Raw genomic sequence first — 17,350 nt, 5'->3', positions numbered from 1 at the left:
ATAGAATAAAAATCCGAATCGGAGTAGAGAGAGCCACCTGAGACACGATGGAGGTGGCACAAAATGAAAGCGTTTCACAAAACGAGCATCACTGCATTTTCCCTCATCTTGGCCTCGGTGGCCGGGCTGTCCGGTTGCTCCGGCGGAACGGCGAAGCCTCAAGGCGACGGTGCGGGCAAGACCGATGCCGCAGGCGGCAAGCCGAAAGATAAGGTGGAAATCACCTTCTGGCACGTGTGGACTGATAAAGACGCCGGTCCGATTACGGCGCGAGTCGATGCGTTCAACAAGAGCCAGGACCGCATCACGGTCAAGGTGCTGGGTAACCAAGACGCGACAAAGCAGCTTACGGCGATTTCCGGCGGGAATCCGCCCGACGTCGCGCTGACGTACTGGAACAATATCGGCCCATGGGCGCATGCCGGCGCGGTGCTGCCGCTTGCCGACTACCTCAAGAAGAGCAAGCTCGATCCTGCGAACTTTATTCCGGCGGCTTTGGAACGGATGAAGGTGAACGATCAATATTACGCGCTGCCGTTCACGGTCAGTATGGCCAGCACGCTGATGTACAACAAGAAAGCGTTCCAAGATGCGGGAATCGCGAAGCCGCCGGAAACGCTCGAAGAGTTGTTCGATACGGCCAAAAAGCTAACCAAACGCGAAAACGGCACGATCTCGCAAATCGGCTTCATTCCAGATTATCCGTGGATCGATAACGTGTTCTGGCCGATTATTTTCGGCGGCGGCTGGGTGGATGCGAACGGGAAAATAACCGCCAATCAGGAGGCGAATGTCAAGGCGATCGCCTATCAGCGCAAATTTTACGAGGAGTTCGGAATGGACCAGATCGGCAAATTCCGCTCTGGGATGGGACAGCGGGGGACGGCGAACGATCCGCTGTTGACTGGCAAGCTGGCGATGATGATCGGCTGGGAGTACAACTTCCCTGACGAACGCAAGCCGGACGGCCCGATCGGCATCGCTCCGTTCCCGTATCCTGCGGACCGGCCCGATCTGAAAGGCTCCGGGATGGTCGGACCGCGCGCGGTGTTTATTCCGAAAAAGGCGAAGCATCCGGAAGAAGCGTGGGAATTCATGCAATATTTGATCGGCCAGGAATCGCAAGTGGAATTTTCCATCGAATCGAAGACGATCCCGAGCTGGCTGCCGGCGCTCGACGATCCGAAGCTGCGGAAGAACGAGAAGCTGGACATGATGCATGATTTCTATGACCGGGCGAAAAGCAAAACGCTGCAAGGGTTCCCGAACAGCGTCTACATTAACGAGTATTTGCAGGCGCTGACCGAAGAAACGGAAAAAGCGCTAAAAGGACAGGCGACGCCGCAGGAAGCGATGGACCGCGTCGTGACGAAAATCCAGCCGCTTGCGGACAAGGCGAAGAGCAAATAACAGGGCGCGGAGGAGGGAGCAACCTTCCTTCTTCGATAAAACTGATACGAAGGGAGTGAGGCCGCAATGGCTCGCGCCGCTGCCGCAACGGCCGGATTCCGTCACCGGAGGAATAAAGCGTTAAGGACGGGATTACTATTTATCAGCCCGTGGATCGCCGGCTTTCTTTTGTTTCAACTCTACCCGATTGCGATGTCGTTTTATTATAGCTTGTCGGAATATAACTTATTTTCCAAGCCCGAATGGGTAGGTCTGCAAAATTACAAGAATTTGTTCGCGGACAGCAAATTTTATTTGTCCATGTACAATACGGTCTACATCACCGTGTTCGGTCTGCTGCCGCATCTGGCGTTCGCCCTCGGGATGGCGATGCTGCTCAATATGAGCGTGCGCGGGCAATCGCTGTACCGCACGATCTACTTCCTGCCGACGCTGGTGCCTGCCGTAGCTGGCTCCTTGCTGTGGATGTGGCTGCTCAACGCGCAGTACGGGCTCGTGAACAAGCTGCTGGCCGCCCTCGGCTTGGTCGAGCCGAATTGGCTCGTCGACCCGATGTGGACGAAGCCCGCTTTGGTGCTGATGGGCTTCTGGGGCACCGGCACGCAGACGGTCATGTACTTGGCGGCGCTGCAGGACGTGCCGAAGGTATTCTATGAAGCCGCCGAAATCGACGGTGCCGGTCGGTGGAGCCGCTTCCGCCACATCACGCTGCCCGCCATTTCTCCAATGACGCTGTTTTTGTTGATCAACGGTCTTATTAACTCGTTTCAATTTTTCACGCAGGGGCTTATTTTCGCGGAAGCGTCCCAATCGGTGGGGGGGCCGGAAAATTCCATGCTGTTCTACGCGATTTATTTGTACCAAACCGCCTTTTCGTTCCTGAACATGGGGTACGCCTCCAGCATGGCGTGGATTTTATGCGCGATCGTGCTCGGCTTGACGCTGCTTATTTTCCGCTCGTCGGCCCGTTGGGTGTATTATGGAGGTGAAAAATAAATGGCGCAGACCATGATCGCCCGTTCCGGCTCAGGGACAGGGGTCCGGAGGAAGCCGGGAATGCGCTACGTCCGCAAAACCGTGCTGCCGCATATCGGCTTGGCGCTCGCTGGCCTGCTGTTTTTGGCTCCGTTCGCCTGGCTGTTCATTACGTCCATTAAGTCCGAACAGGAAATTTTCGCAATCCCGACGGTCTGGTGGCCGGACAAAATCCAATGGCTGAACTACGTGCAGGCGGTTCAAACGATTCCTTTCATTCAGTATACGCTCAACACCGTGTTCGTCTGCGTGCTGTCAGCGGTCGGGCAGGTGTTCGCTTCGCCCTTGGTGGCGTACGGCTTCTCGCGGATTGCGTTCCGCGGGCGCGACGTTTTGTTTTTCGTCATGATGGGGACGATGATTTTGCCGTTTCAGGTGACGATGGTGCCGATCTACGTCATGTTTAACCAGATGAACATGCTCGATTCATATTGGCCGCTAATTTTGCCGAACTTTTTCGGCGCCGCCTATTATATTTTCCTGCTTCGCCAGTTTTTTATGAACATTCCTTACGAGCTCACGGAATCGGCCAAAATCGACGGAGCGTCCGAGTTCCGCATTTATTGGCAGATCATACTGCCTTTGTCCCGGCCGGCGCTGTACACCGTGGCGCTGCTTACGTTTCTGCACGCTTGGGGCGATTTTCTCGGACCGCTCATTTACTTGAACGATCCGGAGAAATGGACGCTGTCTGTCGGCCTCAGGTCGTTTATTGGAGAATACAAAGTGTCATGGGGCCTACTGATGGCCGCTTCCACACTGTTCACGGTCCCGATCATTGCGCTGTATTTCTTCGTGCAGAAGCAGTTCATTCAAGGCATTACGCTGACAGGCTTTAAGTGAGACAGAACATCCGGGAAATGAACATAAATGGCTCGATTCAAATTACCCATCTGGAGGGAAGCAAATGAAAAAACAATCTAACGTTACGGCAGCCATCTTGTCTTTGGTACTGGCCGGGGGGATGCTTATCCCCGCTGCGGGCGCATCCGCGGAACAAACTGCGCAGGCGACCGTGCCTCTGGAAAATTTGGCTTTGCACAAGCCGTATACGTTCGAAACCCCGTATCCGCGCGACGCGCATTTCGGGCCGATGGAAGACGCTTATCCGGACGATACGGGCAAGCAGCTGACGGACGGCGTGTTCGGCGGGACGTCCTTTTCGGACAAAGCGTATGTCGGCAAGCTGTGGCAGGGCTACCGCACCTTCAAGCTTGATCTGGGCGAGCCGGTAACGATCCAGGACATTAAGGTCAGTACGCTCCAGGATTTGCCGAACGGGATCTTTTTCCCAGACGAAATCTCGTACTCGATCTCGGAGAACGGTAACACGTGGCAGCATCTCGGTAAAGTAAAAAGCGCGCTGTCGACGACGGAAAAAGGCCCCGTGAAGCAAACGATCGCCAAAACCGGCGTGAACACGGTTGCCCGTTACGTTTATATGGACATTCCGGTGGAGTCCTGGCTGTTCGTCGATGAGATCGAAGTCATGGGCACGCGCGACAAGTCCGGCAACAAGCTGAAGCCGAACAAAGCGCCGAAGCCGGATCGAGGGTATCCTCGCCCGGGCTCAAAGCAGACGGGAGGCATTCGCGATGAAGTGCTTATTTATACCGGAGAATGGCAGTACCAGCCAAGCGACTGGGTTTCGTTCAAGAAAGAGGACTTCAAACCGTACGTCTCTTATGTGGATCAAGACATGAAGCGCAAGGACTATATGTTCGACGGCTTCTTATTCTTGCCGCTCCCTGCTTTGTTAGACGGCACCAATTACAATTCGGCGGGGAAGCCGACAAACAAAGGTCACTTTGAAAAGTTTCTTGACCGCGTGTTCCGCGATGATTACGAGCTGGGGGCATTGAACGAAGCGGTGAAGGAAGCGAAAGCGGATATGCCGGGAAGGAAATACGAGGCAAAGGTTGTTATTGCCATTCCATATCCGCGTACGGATCAGAGTGATTTCGGCGATGTAGACGGCGACGGCATCAGCGAGAACTTGAACGTCAAGGAGGTCGGGGAGGCGGAAGCTACGAAAAACCGGCTTAAGGTGACCAAGTGGTACGTCGACGAGGTGTACAAGCGCTGGAACGCGAAAAATTACTCCGACCTGAAGCTCGTCTCGTTCTATTGGTATAACGAATACATTGGGCACCAGTTAAGCGCGATGGAGCATGAGGTGGTGAAGCAGACCGGCGATTATGTCCGCTCCAAAGGCGCGACGTTCCAATGGATTCCGTATTATTTCGCCCGGGGCTGGAACGACTGGAAAGAAAACGGATTCGATGCGGCAGCCATGCAGCCGAACTATTACTTCCATTCAGATGCCACCGTCGACCGGATGAGCACGATCGCTCAAGCCGCTTATGATAACGGCATGGGTGTCGAGATCGAGCTGAGCGACGCGGCGCTGACGGATGAGAAGCTGCGTAACCGCTACTACGCATACTTGGACGCAGGAAAAGAATACAAGTTTATGAACAAATCGTACAATGTGTTCTATCAACAGGTGAAAACGCTTTGGAAGGCTGCACAATCCAAGACGCCGATCGAGCGGGAAGTGTACGACCGTACGTATCAGTATATGAAAGGCAAATATAAAGTAACGAGTCCGCAAGAGTTTCAGTCGCCGGAGCTAGAGGAGCAGGAAACGGAATAATAAATTTCCAAGAAAAAGGGGAATGAAGCATGAAAACGATCGTTACCTGCCAAGGCGGGGTGAGCCTCGAAGACCGGCCTGAGCCTTCCGTGAAGGAACATCCGAAGCGCGTGCTGGTAAAGGTGAATTATTCTTCTATCAGTCCGGGCACAGAGCTCGGCCTGCTGGCGAATCCGGCCATCCCGGACGGATTTGCGCTCGGCTACAGCGCCGCCGGTACCGTGGTGGAGGTCGGAAGCGCCGTGGAGGGGCTGAAGCCGGGAGATTTTGTCGCCTGCTACGGTGGACCTTACGTTTATCATGCGGAGGTGTTGTCCGTGCCGGAGATGCTGTGCGCGAAGCTGAGCGGGCCCGAATCGCTGCCGACGGCTTCGTTCGTCGGGCTTGGCTCCGTCGCCGTGCACAGCACACGCAGGCTGGCCCGCCAGTTCGGCGAGACCGTCTGGGTCGCCGGACTCGGCGTGCTCGGCCTGCTGATCGCGCAGCTCGGCGACCGGGCCAACTACCGGGTGTTCGCCACGGATATGAAGGACGAACGACTGCAGCTTGCGGCCGCGTGCGGCATTGGCGACGTTCACCGCGCGGACGATCCGCTGCTTGCGGAGCGGGTTGCCGCTTATACCGAAGGCCACGGCTTCGACAGCATCGCCCTTTGCGCGCACTCAACGTCGCCGCAGCTGATCGAGTCGTGCATGCAGCATTTGGCGTTTCGCGGCACCTTCGCGTTGATCGGCAACGTGCCGATTCAGTTCTCGCGCGATTTGTTTTTCGCGAAGGAAGCGGATTTCGTCATTGCCCGGGGAGGCGGTCCGGGGCGGTACGACCGTCAATACGAGGAAGAGGGGCTGGACTATCCGAAATCGTACGTCCGTTGGACGGAAGGGCGCAATATGCAAGAATTTGTCCGCAACGTGGAAAGCGGGCGACTGGCGATCCGGCCGATGATCACGCACGAATTCGCGCTGGCCGACGCGGTCGAGGCGTACGAAATGTTAAAGCGCGAAGCGTCCTCGGCGCTTGGCGTGCTGATCCGGTACGATTCATAGAGAGGTGAAAGAGGGTTCCCGCGTTAAAAGAAATAAAGGTAATAGAGGTTACGAGGGGCGGGTTATCTACTTCCGGCCGCTCTTGTCTGCAGGAAATTTGGTTGAAGCCGCTTAAACAGCGGATATTTCCCGCAGACAAAGGCGAACGCTATCGCTCCTCCAGTAGATACCCCGTCTCCGTCTGTTTCTCTAAACTTTTTTATAATGACCACTTTCCTCAACAAACTCAGGATTCCCGGGGTATTCCATGGGAATCCTATTTTATTTAGAAGTGAAGGGGGATCAGGTCGGCAGATTTAACGCCGTTTGAATGTTGTTCCGATCCAGCTCGATTTGTTCTGGAATATGATACGGGCGGTAATACCCTCGGCGCATCATGTAATTCGTGATTTGCTCGTGGGTGGAGATTGCTTCGTCCAGCTGCTTGCGCAGAACGGTTTTGATATCGGGACTGGCGGTTTCCGTCAGCGCAACGGCGTAGTTTTGAATGCCCGTTTTGGCGGCGATTAGAAAATCCATAGCAATCACTTGATCGGTCATTGTGCCCATACCGGTTAAATTTTTGATTAGCGTGTTCATGCGTCGCTCCTTTTCTACACGTTGACATTGGCCAGCAAAGCATCCAGCTCTTGCAGCTGCCGGGTCGACAGCTGAACGTCCTGCTCCAAAAGCTGCCTCAGGTCCTCATCCGATACAAGGCCACGCATCGTTGCCGATTTGGTCATGCAAATCGTTTTGAAGGCCGCGATTTCGTGCAGGTCCAATGTTTCGTGCAGGCCATACGTTTTTTTCATGATGGGTTACCCTCCACGTTCAGCTCGGTATAGTTCAGGGCTTCAGAACGACTTTGATGCAGCCGTCCGTTTTGGTATCGAATACCTCGTAGCCGTGCTTCGCCTGATCCAGCGGCAGCACATGCGTGATGATATCCCCGGGATCGACCCTGCCCTCTGCGATTAAATTGTACATATGCGGCATGTAATGGATTACCGGCGCTTGTCCCGTACGGATGTTCACGTTCCGCTGGAAAATATCCCCCAATGGGAAGGCGTTATAGCGGGCTCCGTAAACGCCTGTAATTTGAATCATTCCGCCTTTGCGAACGGCTTGGGAAGCAATGACGACGGCTCCCAGCGCACCGCCCTGAAGCTTGAGGCCCGACGCAAGAAACTCCAGCGGGGTCATCTTTCCGTCCATCCCTACGCAATCGATGACGACGTCGGCTCCGCCGTGGGTGATTTCCTTTAAATGGCTGCCGATATTTTCTTCCTGCTCGAAATTCACGGTTTCCACTTTATTGTGCCGCTTCGCATGCTCCAGCCGGTAATCCACGTAATCGACGGCGATGACGCGTTTCGCCCCTTTGAGCCAGGCGAACTTTTGCGCCAGCAGCCCGACCGGACCGCAGCCGAGCACAATGACTGTATCGCCGTTCTTTACCCCGGCATTGTCTACGCTCCAAAAGGCCGTCGGCATAGCATCGGCGATCAGACACAGCTTCTCGTCTTCGACCTCGCAGTTTTCCGGAAGACGGAAGGGGACGAAGTTGGCGTAAGGGACCCGCATATATTCGGCTTGCCCTCCGGGATAGCCGCCGGTCGTTTCGGAGTAGCCGAAAAAACCGCCCATGTCCCCGTTCGGATTCGAATTATCGCATTGGCTTTCCAATTGATTTTTACAATAGTAGCATTCGCCACAACTTACATTAAATGGGACGACGACCCGGTCACCTTTTTTTACTTTGGTGACTTCGGGACCGACCTCTTCCACAATGCCCATCGGTTCGTGACCGATAATATAATCCGTAGGGAGGTTAGGGATCATGCCGTGAATGAGGTGCAGATCCGATCCGCAGATGGCCGTGGTGGTCAGCTTGACGATGATGTCGTCCGCTTTGTGGAGCTTCGGGTCTTGCACCTGCCTTACCTGCACGTTCTTGATGCCTTGATACGTAACAGCTTTCATGGCGTAGCTCCTTCAAAGATTATTTGTCTGGGGTCGCAAACAAGCCTAAGCGGGAAGTATCCTTCGGGAAGAGCTGCATTTCCGCGATTTGCATCGTTGTTTTCGCCGATGTCAGATCCAGCTTGAATTGTTCGTTCAGCCGATTGGGGTGCAGCCATTTTTTGCGGATCATCAGCTGCGAAATTTCTTCATGCAAATCCAGAGCTTCGAACAAGAGACGGCGCAGCAGCACTCTTACTTCGGCCGTTGCCGTTTCGGACAAGGCGATCGCGCAGTTGCGAACGCCGGTCTTGGCCGCCAGTAAGAAATCGAGCGCGAACGCCGAGTCAGCCAAATTCGGCATGCCTTCGGAATTGATCGGGTCCATGTAGTCTTGGTTCATCGTATCGTTCACCGCCGTTTATTGAATTGGGGTTACCGGATAAAGGCGCTGCAAATCCTGGAGCGCTTTGATGGATTGCTCGACGTCCTTTTGCATCAAGGCTTTCAGCTCTTGGTCAAACACAAGCCCTTGCACCATTTTCGATTTGGCCAAACAGATCGTTTTAAAATTAAGCATTTCGTGAATCTCCATCATTTCATGAGGAGCCAGTGTCAGTTGGGTCATTGGAAAATCACCTCCGGTTGCTTGAACACGGATAGGGTTTCCTTAATAGTTTTCGCCTATACCCCGGACATCCCGAGGTCAAAGGTTGAAGGTTGCGGCAGCATTCCAAGCAGCATAAAACTCGGCAACCAAAGCGTAGCGCTCATGCCGTTCCGGTTGAACCGCTTGCAGAGCCGTTTTGTACAGCTTCTCACCCGTTTCCCACTTCGAGTAGGAGCGGTCTCGTTCGCCTCCCAGCAGGGCGAAAGCGATGGCCCCCATGTTAAAAACATTGGTTCGTGCGTCAATGTCCGCGCCGAGCTCGAATTCTTCGGGTGACATGAAGCGGGAGGAGCCCCACAGCCGGCCCATCGTATTGATAAAAGGCTTTTTCTGGTAAAAATCGATATCGCAAATTTTCGTCAGATTATTTTTGAAATCGTACAGGATGCTGCCGTCGTAAAAATCGACAGCGACATAACCGCTCGCTTCCACATGTACATGGAACGAAAAGATACAATCCAGCGAACGGAGCCGTTCTTCGACAGACAGCTGACGGAAGCGGAAAAACGGAGAATCCGGATGCGTGTATTTTTGCGGCGGGGGAAAGGACCAATGCGAATGCAGACATTCGCCGTCAAACCAGTCGAATACGGCCGCATACCCATTCTGTACTCCAAAATGCTCTTCCAACATGATGAGATGGGGATGATTCAAGGCTTCATAAAGCGGGAGAGCCTGCTTTAATCGGGTAATCGCTTCTTGAGGGGTTCCGGTGTAGGCCACGGTCGGCGCTCCTGCGTACTTCACGAACTTCTTGCGGCCCTGCCGTTCGATGCCGAAGGACAGGTTTCCCGAATCCTGCTGATCGAAGACGCAAAATACCCGGCCGAGCTTTTGCAGCCAATCGAAGGGATGAGGTTCTTTTAATTGAAATGATACGCCGTCTATGCTTAAGGTAACGGAATGGTTCGTCATGCACGCCTCCATGGATTCGGAATAAAAAACACTTCCCACATTTTAGCACAGGCTTCCGGCGCTTCCTTGGCAGGTTTTCGGTAAATCCAAATTTTCCGAGATTTGTATCGCATTCGGGACATTAGAAGGGGAATGTATGGTGACGGCATGGCGCAAAAGAAAGAGAGAGGCTGCGGAGCCCCTCTCTTTCTCGTGAAAGTTTATTCTGTCGTGCGGGTGCTGTTTTCTTCCGGAGCAACGAGGGTTATCGTGCCGTCCGTTTCGTCGCCTTCGACAAAACGCTGCAGCGCCAGCAGCTTGTTGTCCCAGTATCGCTCGTAGTAGGCAAGCCACCGCTTCAATTCAAGCAGCGGCTCGGGCTCCAGCCGGTACCGCGTTTCGCGGCCGATTTTTCGTTCTTTGACCAATCCGGCATCGGCCAAAATGCGCAGATGCTTGGAAACGGCCGTCCGGCTCATCGGAAAATGGCCGCTGATCACGGTAACGGGCATTTCCCGTTCTCCCAGCATACTTAACAATTGACGGCGCGTCGGATCGGCAATCGCTTGAAATACGTCGGTCTTGCGTGAAGGGGCGGACATATCAGCCCTCGACGAAGGTAACGAGCTTTTGCACAATGCCGACCCAGCCTTTGTCCATTGTGTCGCGAACGACTTGATGCGGCTGCCCGAATTCGGTAACCTTGTCGGCGTCCCAGCCGGAGTGAATGAGCGTAAATTCCGTCTGTCCGTCCTTCTCCGTCAGCTCGAACATAATTGTCCAATCTTTGCCCCAACGGAACGAAAGGCGGTTCGGCGGATCAAGCTCCGTTACTTTGCAGGGAGACATGCCGAACGGGCCGGCGTTCAATTGGAATTCATAACCGAGAACAGGCTGAAAATCGTTGGGCATAAACCACGCGGCAATGCCTTCAGACGTGGCAACGGCGTCCCATACTTTTTGAATCGGCGCTTTGAGTAGGGCGGTTCTGCGAATTTCCGGCAGCGTATTTTGCGAATTGTTTTCCATATGATTTTATTCCTCCAATGTGAATGGGTATTAGGTTACTTCGAGGTCTTTACTTTATCCTGGTGACGAAAACGCAACGCAGACCATTTGTCGTCGACGGCTACGTTGCTGACCGGACGATAGGCTGTTTTTGCCTGCACCATTGCGGCCAAGCTGTCGCGGTTAATATCCGTTTTCACCTTCGAGCTTTGCTTCGGGTAGGTGATCCAGAATACCGCATCTTCGTTCAAGAGCGGGATGACTTTCGGTACCCAGTCGTCCGTTTCTTGCGCATTATGAACGAACAGCTGAATGAAATCGTAGGTCTTGTCCGGCTCTGTGCCGCTTTCGATACCGAGCTGGTACCCTTCCGGAGCATTTAAGACTAAAGCCGCTCCTTCTTTGTACCGCAGTTTTTTCAACAACGCTTCCACGAGCTCATCCCTTTCCTTGGTATAGCATGTCCTTGAAGCGATCATCCGTATTATATGAAACCAAAAGGTTTCGTGTCAACACACGGAAAAAACTGGTCAAAAAAAGCCCGAATACCTATCGACTTATCGAAAGGATCATCCGGGCTTTGCAGGCGATTTGTTATTGCTACTTCAACTTTTTACGGGCGGCTTCGCGTACCATGTCAGGGGTGACATGGACTCTTGTTGGGGAAATGCCGTTCCGGGCGTGCCGGTTGATGCGGTCCGTCGCCGCGTTAATGGCATCGACGCTGAACGGCTCGCCGGCGATGCATAAGGCAATCGCTTCTTCAATCGCAGCCTCCCGTTCGTTTTCCAGTTCAAGAAAACGTTCCAGGTGCGCGTTTTGTTTACGGGTATGGTTCGTGATAGCTTCATGGACATTCATACAGATTAGCAGCTCCTTTAGCAGACCGGAATTCAATAAAATTTATGATACTATAAGGGGCTTGGCGTGACAATGCCGCAAAATCAAAACGGACGAGCGCACTCCTGTGTATCCGGCAAGCAGATTGCGGTTGTTTAATGACATTAACGAAAAAATTAACCACATTAAATTTAATTTTGTGAAGAATATTGCGCTTATCTGCCGTATTTTAGAGACGAAGGATGGAATCAATAAAATCATAGTACGGAGAAGCTGCCGCCGACAGCTTCTTTTTCACTTTCGCCGAATATGCATGCCTTTACACATTGTCGCCTTCCGGTTCGAGCGGAAGCAGCAGCTTCTGAATAGCGGGGGCACGCTTAACGTTGCCGTTCATAATCGCGGTGAAAACAGGAACCGCATCCTTCAGCAGCAAATAACTGAAATAATAATAGTGGTATGCTTCTAATTAAAAGGAATGACCGTCTTGGAGAGATTCATTTAGCAATAGCTTTTTAAACTAAAGAAAATCTCATTTAATTTATAACAATCGGATATAGAACAAAAATGGTATATCCGTAGACAATTCCGCCGGCATGAACTAAGATTTGAACACAAACTATTCACAAAGCCGGGGTGCGGGACCATCATGAGGATCAAATCGAGCTTGCTTCATTTCACTTTAAGGACGCGTCTGACTGCTTCTTTTATCGCCTTGATCATTCTGGTCTTGACCCTTCTCGGCATCGGCTATTACTACAAAAGCTCCGAGGTGATCCTGAACAATGCCAGCGAAACGCTGCTCGGTCTGGTCAAGATGAGCAATCAGTCGCTGAACGCCAAATTCGCGAGTGTGGAGCAGAATGCGATCAATATGCACTTGGACGAGGATTTGTACGACTTTTTCAATACCTCCGACCTGCAGAAGCGGTACTTCAATTACGAGAATGACCGGAGGATCGCCCGGATTATTCAGAAATATTTTCCTTCCTCCGAGGACCTGTACTCCGTGAATTTGGTTACGAAGAAATATACGTTCGGGGGCAACCCGAATTTTTGGATTCCCAAGACGGAGTATTCAAACTCGGACATTTACAGCATCGGGCTGAGCTCGACTGAGAATACGAAGTGGGTACCGACTTACAATTTGCTGGAAAAGTTTTATGCCTCTTCGCCAGCTCCGGTGGCCGGCGACCAATATGTGTTTACGGCCACACGGCTGCTCAATTTGTCTGAGATTCAAAGCAACCTGCTGCATCAAATGGAGGAAGACGCCGAACGTCCCGTGCTAATCGTCAATTTCCAGGAATCGATGATCCGCAAGGCTTTTGCCAAAAGCTTATGGGTGAAAGGCTCCTACTACGAGGTGTTTACGCCGGAAGGGCAAATCGTATCTGCTTCGAGGCCCCGGAACGTGCCTCCCTCCGTCGGCAGCGACTGGATTGATTACGCCTTGAAGAAGCACAGCGGCACGGAATATATCACGATCGGCGGCAAGAAAATGGTGGTCTGCTACGATACGATCGACGTGACGGGCTGGCTGTCCGCCGTGTTCATCCCCTATGACGAGCTGCTGGTGACCGTGCCGAACATGCTGAATTATACGATTTACTCCACCATAGCGATCCTGTTAGCGGCGGTTGTGTTGGCGTCGATCATTTCGGGCCGCATCACCCTGCCGTTCAAAAGGCTGCTCTGGGGCATCAAGCAGTCCGGCGAAGGGAATTTCAGCGCCAAGATCGAAGCTGTGGGAACGGGCGAATTCAGCGTCATTATCCATAAATTCAACCAGATGAACGATAAAATCCAGTCGTTGATCGTCGACAACTACGAGACGCATGTGAAAGAGATGGAAGCGGAACTCAAGGCACTGAATTTCCAGTTCAACCCACATTTTCTGTACAATACGCTGAACATCATTAACTACCTGGCTATCGAAAACAACCAAACGCTGATCAGCAACATGCTAGTGGAGTTGTCCGAAATGCTGGAATATACGGCTAAGAATCCGGGGGAAGTCGATTTCACGGAGGATGTGAAATATTTAAAAAATTACGCCTACATCATGGACCGGAGATTCGAGGGGAAATTCCAGGTGGAATACGATCTGGACCCGGCCTTATACCAGTATACCGTGCCCAAATTTTTTCTGCAGCCCTTCATTGAGAATGCGCTCATTCACGGGCTGGACGAGATGGAAGCGGGGGGAGCCATCAAGGTATCCGGGCGGATGGAGGAGGGCCGAAGGATCTTCACGATCGAAGATAACGGGAAGGGCATGGAGCCGGAGACGATCCGGCGCGTGCTGGAGACGGACGGGGGCATACGATCCATTGGCATCGAGAATGTGAACAAACGAATCAAGCTGCTGTACGGAGAGCCTTACGGCGTACGGATTGAGTCGCAGAAGAACGCAGGCACGAAGATCACCATCATACTGCCGGTTCCATCCGGCTGCCCCCTCTCATGAAAGTGTTTTCAATATAAAAGTCCACTTTTTCACGATAATTAGAGTAGGATTCCTTTTTCAATCCGAGTATCCTGAAAGCGTAAACAAAATATATTATCCAACTATCAATTTCAGGAGGGTGTCTATGAAAAAGAGATGGGTTTCGGCCGTATTAGCTGTATCGCTCCTTGCCGGATGTTCGCCGGGAGGACAGACCGATCAAGCCGGTTCCGGGGATACCAGCGGAGCATCCGGCGGGGAAGCGGAAATTACGTTCTGGCGTCCCCAGGCGAGCGGCCCGGAGGATAACTTTTATGTCAAGCGGATCGAAGAATTCAACAAGGCTCACGAAGGGAAAATCAAGCTGAAGATGGAGGCTATCACGCGGGGCAATTCTTTTGCCTACGAGGATAAAATCAATGCGGCCGTAGCCTCGCACACCCTGCCGGACCTCGTCGCGATGGACGGGCCGAACGTGGCCAACTATGCCGCTTCCAGCATCGTTAGGCCGCTGGATGAATACTACACCAAGGAGGAGCTGTCCGACTTCGTTCCTTCCATCCTTCAGCAGGGGACTTACAACGGGAAATTTTACGCAGCGGGGTTGGCAGAGTCCTCCGTCGTGTTATTTTACAACAAGAAGATCATGAAGCAGTACGGTATCGAGCCTCCGACCAAGATGGAAGACGCCTGGACATGGGATCAGTGGTACGAGGTCATGAAGAAGACGGCCCAGAACGGCGTGTTTGGAACGAACATGATCAATGACAAAGGGGAATGGATGACCTACGCGTTCGAGCAGTTCTGGATTTCGAACGGGACGGACATCGTGAATAAGGAAGGCACCTCAGCGAAGGGCATGGTCAATAGCGACAAGGGCATCGAGGCGGCAAGCTTCCTGCAGAAGCTGGCGAAGGAAAAGCTGTTCAACATCGATCCGAAGCCGACGGAATTCGAGGAAGGGAAGGCCGCGACCAAGCTGGGCGGACCTTGGAACATTCCGGGCTTCAAGGACTATCCCGACCTGGAGTGGGGTATCACGTATTTTCCGAAGAAGGCCGGAGGCGTTCAGACCGCACCTTCCGGCAGCTGGGCGATCGGCATCTCAGCGGACAGCAAGCATCCGAAGGAAGCGGCGGAGGCACTCAAGTGGCTGACGAATAAAGACAGCTCGACGCAGCTCGCCAAAGCCATCAGCATGCCGGCCAGCCGCAAGAGCGCCTACGACAGCCTGCCGGAGTACAACGACCTGCCGATGCGGGTGATCAAGGATCAGGTGACCACGGTATCGCACGCTAGACCCGTAACGCCGGCTTATCCGGTACTCACGCAAAAATTCGCCGAAGCCTTAACGGACATCATGATGGGCGCTGACGTGAAGAAGTCCCTCGATAACGTTGCGGCCAGTTACGACGAGGAATATAAACGGAATTTTGTCAAGTAATCCATGGGTAACCCATACTGCGGCATTCGGATGAGCTTCCTTTACCGGTTTCGGGGAGGGTATTGCAGGGCGTGGGTCAGAACCCAAGCCGCCGGTGCCGCACATCCTTCTTCACGGAGAGGAAGGCGTGAGGGACGGAACGATTCTTGAGAGGGCGGATCCATCATGCAAACGATAAGCAATTCGTTAACGAATAACCCTGGGGCGGCGGATTCGGCCTCTATGCGAGGGCAGAGACGAAGAGAAACGGTGGTCGGCTACTCTTTTGTGCTGCCGGCGGTGATCCTGCTGATCGTTTTTCTGCTGCTGCCGTTTGTTTTTGCCGTCATTTTCGGCTTTACCAAGTTCAATCTGCTGCGCCCGGATAAAATCCAGTTCATCGGTCTGGATAACTACATTACGCTGTTTAAGGATAAGCTGTTTTACAAATCGCTGTTCAACACGCTGTATTTCTCCGTCATCGTAGTGCCGGTTCAATCGGCGGTAGCTTTAGCGCTGGCGCTTCTCGTAAATAATCAGTTGAAAATGAGAAACGTGTTTCGGATCGCTTACTTCAGCCCGGTCATCACGTCCATGACGGTCATCGCGATCCTGTGGATTTATCTATATAATCCGAACGAGGGGCTTGTCAATTCGGCTCTCCATTTGTTCGGCATTCCGAATCAGCCTTTTCTGCGAAGCGCGGGTCAGGCGATGAACTCCATCATCTTCATGTCCGTGTGGCAGGCGGCCGGTTACCAAATGATGATCTTCCTGGCCGGACTGCAGAGCATCCCGAAGGATCTCTACGAAGCTTCTGCGATCGACGGCGCGAACAAATTTCAGCAGTTGAAATTCATCACCATTCCAAGCCTGTATAACGTGATCGTCTTCGTGCTCACCATTACCACGATCCAGGCGGTCAAGCTGTTTACCCAGCCTTACATTATGACGAACGGCGGGCCGGAGAATTCGACAAGGACGCTCGCGCTGCTCATCTACCAGCAGGGCTTCCAATTCCGAAACGCCGGGTATGCGTCCGCCGTATCGGTGATTTTCTTTGCGATCGTCGTGGTCATCTCCTTTTCCATGAAAAAATTCCTTAAAGACAAGTAAGAAGGGGGGCCAAAGATCATGGCCGACCGGAAATCAACGGTGTTCCTCTATGCGGCGAATCTCGTCGTATCGCTCTTGTTCATTACGCCTTTGCTCTGGATGATCGTATCGTCGTTCAAGCCGGAGAACCGGATTTTTGCCGATTTGAGCTCGTTCAACGCGATTCTGCCGACGAGTTTTACGCTGGAAAATTACGTGAAGGCTTTTCACCGGATTCCGATGATGAAATACGTGTTCAACAGCTTGTTTTATGTTACCGTCATCTGCATCAGCGGGCTCGGCGTCAATTCGATCTGCGGTTATGCGTTGGCGAAGCTGCAGTTTAAGGGGCGGGAATTCATTCTTACAGCCATCATTGCGCTGATGATCGTTCCGTTCGAGAGCATCATTATGCCGCTGTACTTCGTAGTCAACAGCCTGCACTGGGTCAATACGTGGTACGCCTTGATCGTGCCTTTCGTCGCCAACTGCTTCAGTATCTTCATGTTCCGCCAGTTCTTTATGGACATTCCGAATGAGCTGCTGGAATCCGCCGCCATCGACGGCTCTTCGCCGATCCGGACGTTCGTGTCCGTCGTCGTTCCCTTGTCGGGTCCGGTTTTTACGACCGTGTTTATTCTGGATTTCATCAACCATTGGGGCGATTTCATGTGGCCGATCCTGGTGACGACGGGGGAGTCGCTGCGAAATGTACAGCTCGGCATCCAGACGTTCTTCACCTTGCCGCCGGTGTATTACGGGCAAATCATGGCGACGCTGACGTTCACCACCGTGCCGATTGTACTCTTGTTCCTGTTCCTGCAAAAATATTACGTCCAAGGGATTACGAGCACCGGGATCAAAGGGTAAGTAGGCGGGA

Annotated in this window: 19 protein-coding genes; 9 read left to right on the top strand and 10 right to left on the bottom strand. The window is 52.9% G+C overall.

What is annotated here, in order from left to right:
* Nucleotides 1-63: 63 nt before the first annotated feature.
* From PEL01S_RS16000 to PEL01S_RS15980, 5 genes are all read left to right on the top strand, one after another.
* Nucleotides 64-1,410: an ABC transporter substrate-binding protein gene (locus PEL01S_RS16000; RefSeq protein WP_127460993.1), complete on the top strand. Its 1,347-nt coding sequence runs from the start codon at nucleotides 64-66 to the stop codon at nucleotides 1,408-1,410.
* Between the two features lie 66 nt (nucleotides 1,411-1,476).
* Complete coding sequence (locus tag PEL01S_RS15995; RefSeq protein WP_063180783.1) at nucleotides 1,477-2,406, top strand: carbohydrate ABC transporter permease; 930 nt, start codon at nucleotides 1,477-1,479, stop codon at nucleotides 2,404-2,406.
* Complete coding sequence (locus PEL01S_RS15990; RefSeq protein WP_127460992.1) at nucleotides 2,407-3,288, top strand: carbohydrate ABC transporter permease; 882 nt, start codon at nucleotides 2,407-2,409, stop codon at nucleotides 3,286-3,288. It abuts the gene before it with no gap.
* A 64-nt stretch (nucleotides 3,289-3,352) separates the two neighbouring features.
* Nucleotides 3,353-5,101, top strand: a complete 1,749-nt coding sequence (locus PEL01S_RS15985) for a DUF4855 domain-containing protein (protein WP_127460991.1) — start codon at nucleotides 3,353-3,355, stop codon at nucleotides 5,099-5,101.
* A 29-nt stretch (nucleotides 5,102-5,130) separates the two neighbouring features.
* The gene (locus PEL01S_RS15980) at nucleotides 5,131-6,147 is read left to right on the top strand and encodes a zinc-dependent alcohol dehydrogenase (RefSeq protein WP_127460990.1); all 1,017 of its coding nucleotides are present in this window, start codon (nucleotides 5,131-5,133) and stop codon (nucleotides 6,145-6,147) included.
* A gap of 282 nt (nucleotides 6,148-6,429) precedes the next feature.
* Here the strand turns inward: PEL01S_RS15980 and PEL01S_RS15975 are convergent, their stop codons facing one another.
* The 10 genes from PEL01S_RS15975 to PEL01S_RS15930 form a co-directional block, all read right to left on the bottom strand.
* Nucleotides 6,430-6,726, bottom strand: coding sequence for a spore coat protein (locus PEL01S_RS15975; protein WP_063180791.1), 297 nt, complete (start codon nucleotides 6,724-6,726; stop codon nucleotides 6,430-6,432).
* A 14-nt stretch (nucleotides 6,727-6,740) separates the two neighbouring features.
* Nucleotides 6,741-6,941 carry a type III PLP-dependent enzyme domain-containing protein gene (locus tag PEL01S_RS15970; RefSeq protein ID WP_010495475.1) on the bottom strand — a complete coding sequence of 67 codons (201 nt, stop codon included), beginning with the start codon at nucleotides 6,939-6,941 and terminating at the stop codon, nucleotides 6,741-6,743.
* A 34-nt stretch (nucleotides 6,942-6,975) separates the two neighbouring features.
* On the bottom strand, nucleotides 6,976-8,112 hold the full coding sequence (locus PEL01S_RS15965; protein WP_127460989.1) for a zinc-dependent alcohol dehydrogenase: 1,137 nt from the start codon (nucleotides 8,110-8,112) through the stop codon (nucleotides 6,976-6,978).
* A gap of 19 nt (nucleotides 8,113-8,131) precedes the next feature.
* Entirely contained in the window at nucleotides 8,132-8,494 is a 363-nt protein-coding gene (locus PEL01S_RS15960) for a spore coat protein (protein ID WP_063180797.1), read from the bottom strand.
* Nucleotides 8,495-8,512: 18 nt separating this feature from the next.
* Complete coding sequence (locus tag PEL01S_RS15955) at nucleotides 8,513-8,719, bottom strand: spore coat protein (protein ID WP_127460988.1); 207 nt, start codon at nucleotides 8,717-8,719, stop codon at nucleotides 8,513-8,515.
* Nucleotides 8,720-8,797: 78 nt separating this feature from the next.
* Complete coding sequence (locus tag PEL01S_RS15950) at nucleotides 8,798-9,676, bottom strand: serine/threonine-protein kinase (RefSeq protein WP_127460987.1); 879 nt, start codon at nucleotides 9,674-9,676, stop codon at nucleotides 8,798-8,800.
* 200 nt (nucleotides 9,677-9,876) lie between these two features.
* Nucleotides 9,877-10,257: an ArsR/SmtB family transcription factor gene (locus PEL01S_RS15945; protein ID WP_063180803.1), complete on the bottom strand. Its 381-nt coding sequence runs from the start codon at nucleotides 10,255-10,257 to the stop codon at nucleotides 9,877-9,879.
* Between the two features lies 1 nt (nucleotide 10,258).
* On the bottom strand, nucleotides 10,259-10,684 hold the full coding sequence (locus tag PEL01S_RS15940) for an SRPBCC family protein (protein ID WP_127460986.1): 426 nt from the start codon (nucleotides 10,682-10,684) through the stop codon (nucleotides 10,259-10,261).
* A 35-nt stretch (nucleotides 10,685-10,719) separates the two neighbouring features.
* The gene (locus PEL01S_RS15935) at nucleotides 10,720-11,097 is read right to left on the bottom strand and encodes a hypothetical protein (RefSeq protein ID WP_174806954.1); all 378 of its coding nucleotides are present in this window, start codon (nucleotides 11,095-11,097) and stop codon (nucleotides 10,720-10,722) included.
* A gap of 166 nt (nucleotides 11,098-11,263) precedes the next feature.
* Entirely contained in the window at nucleotides 11,264-11,524 is a 261-nt protein-coding gene (locus tag PEL01S_RS15930; RefSeq protein WP_063180807.1) for a YpbS family protein, read from the bottom strand.
* 628 nt (nucleotides 11,525-12,152) lie between these two features.
* Here PEL01S_RS15930 and PEL01S_RS15925 point away from each other — a divergent pair.
* The 4 genes from PEL01S_RS15925 to PEL01S_RS15910 all read left to right on the top strand — a co-directional run bounded on the left by PEL01S_RS15925 (nucleotide 12,153) and on the right by PEL01S_RS15910 (nucleotide 17,340).
* The gene (locus PEL01S_RS15925; protein ID WP_127460985.1) at nucleotides 12,153-13,973 is read left to right on the top strand and encodes a cache domain-containing sensor histidine kinase; all 1,821 of its coding nucleotides are present in this window, start codon (nucleotides 12,153-12,155) and stop codon (nucleotides 13,971-13,973) included.
* A gap of 124 nt (nucleotides 13,974-14,097) precedes the next feature.
* Complete coding sequence (locus PEL01S_RS15920) at nucleotides 14,098-15,396, top strand: ABC transporter substrate-binding protein (RefSeq protein WP_127460984.1); 1,299 nt, start codon at nucleotides 14,098-14,100, stop codon at nucleotides 15,394-15,396.
* Nucleotides 15,397-15,561: 165 nt separating this feature from the next.
* Nucleotides 15,562-16,491 (top strand): carbohydrate ABC transporter permease, encoded by a 930-nt coding sequence (locus PEL01S_RS15915; protein ID WP_204343692.1) that lies wholly within the window; start codon nucleotides 15,562-15,564, stop codon nucleotides 16,489-16,491.
* An 18-nt stretch (nucleotides 16,492-16,509) separates the two neighbouring features.
* Nucleotides 16,510-17,340, top strand: coding sequence for a carbohydrate ABC transporter permease (locus PEL01S_RS15910; RefSeq protein WP_127460983.1), 831 nt, complete (start codon nucleotides 16,510-16,512; stop codon nucleotides 17,338-17,340).
* The last annotated feature ends 10 nt before the right edge of the window (nucleotides 17,341-17,350 follow it).

Origin of the sequence: Paenibacillus elgii NBRC 100335 (assembly GCF_004000865.1) — a bacterium.
In the GTDB taxonomy this organism is placed as follows: domain Bacteria; phylum Bacillota; class Bacilli; order Paenibacillales; family NBRC-103111; genus Paenibacillus_G; species Paenibacillus_G elgii.
The sequence above is the reverse complement of the archived record's forward strand: the minus strand, read 5'-3'. Positions and strand labels throughout refer to the sequence as shown.

Coding starts and splice junctions, on each gene's coding strand:
- PEL01S_RS15930 (WP_063180807.1), bottom strand. CDS start 11,524: ATGAATGTCCATGAAGCTATCACGAACCATACCCGTAAACAAAACGCG.
- PEL01S_RS15925 (WP_127460985.1), top strand. CDS start 12,153: ATGAGGATCAAATCGAGCTTGCTTCATTTCACTTTAAGGACGCGTCTG.
- PEL01S_RS15945 (WP_063180803.1), bottom strand. CDS start 10,257: ATGTCCGCCCCTTCACGCAAGACCGACGTATTTCAAGCGATTGCCGAT.
- PEL01S_RS15990 (WP_127460992.1), top strand. CDS start 2,407: ATGGCGCAGACCATGATCGCCCGTTCCGGCTCAGGGACAGGGGTCCGG.
- PEL01S_RS15950 (WP_127460987.1), bottom strand. CDS start 9,676: ATGACGAACCATTCCGTTACCTTAAGCATAGACGGCGTATCATTTCAA.
- PEL01S_RS15940 (WP_127460986.1), bottom strand. CDS start 10,684: ATGGAAAACAATTCGCAAAATACGCTGCCGGAAATTCGCAGAACCGCC.
- PEL01S_RS15910 (WP_127460983.1), top strand. CDS start 16,510: ATGGCCGACCGGAAATCAACGGTGTTCCTCTATGCGGCGAATCTCGTC.
- PEL01S_RS15955 (WP_127460988.1), bottom strand. CDS start 8,719: ATGACCCAACTGACACTGGCTCCTCATGAAATGATGGAGATTCACGAA.
- PEL01S_RS15915 (WP_204343692.1), top strand. CDS start 15,562: ATGCAAACGATAAGCAATTCGTTAACGAATAACCCTGGGGCGGCGGAT.
- PEL01S_RS15995 (WP_063180783.1), top strand. CDS start 1,477: ATGGCTCGCGCCGCTGCCGCAACGGCCGGATTCCGTCACCGGAGGAAT.
- PEL01S_RS15980 (WP_127460990.1), top strand. CDS start 5,131: ATGAAAACGATCGTTACCTGCCAAGGCGGGGTGAGCCTCGAAGACCGG.
- PEL01S_RS15975 (WP_063180791.1), bottom strand. CDS start 6,726: ATGAACACGCTAATCAAAAATTTAACCGGTATGGGCACAATGACCGAT.
- PEL01S_RS15985 (WP_127460991.1), top strand. CDS start 3,353: ATGAAAAAACAATCTAACGTTACGGCAGCCATCTTGTCTTTGGTACTG.
- PEL01S_RS15920 (WP_127460984.1), top strand. CDS start 14,098: ATGAAAAAGAGATGGGTTTCGGCCGTATTAGCTGTATCGCTCCTTGCC.
- PEL01S_RS16000 (WP_127460993.1), top strand. CDS start 64: ATGAAAGCGTTTCACAAAACGAGCATCACTGCATTTTCCCTCATCTTG.
- PEL01S_RS15965 (WP_127460989.1), bottom strand. CDS start 8,112: ATGAAAGCTGTTACGTATCAAGGCATCAAGAACGTGCAGGTAAGGCAG.
- PEL01S_RS15960 (WP_063180797.1), bottom strand. CDS start 8,494: ATGAACCAAGACTACATGGACCCGATCAATTCCGAAGGCATGCCGAAT.
- PEL01S_RS15970 (WP_010495475.1), bottom strand. CDS start 6,941: ATGAAAAAAACGTATGGCCTGCACGAAACATTGGACCTGCACGAAATC.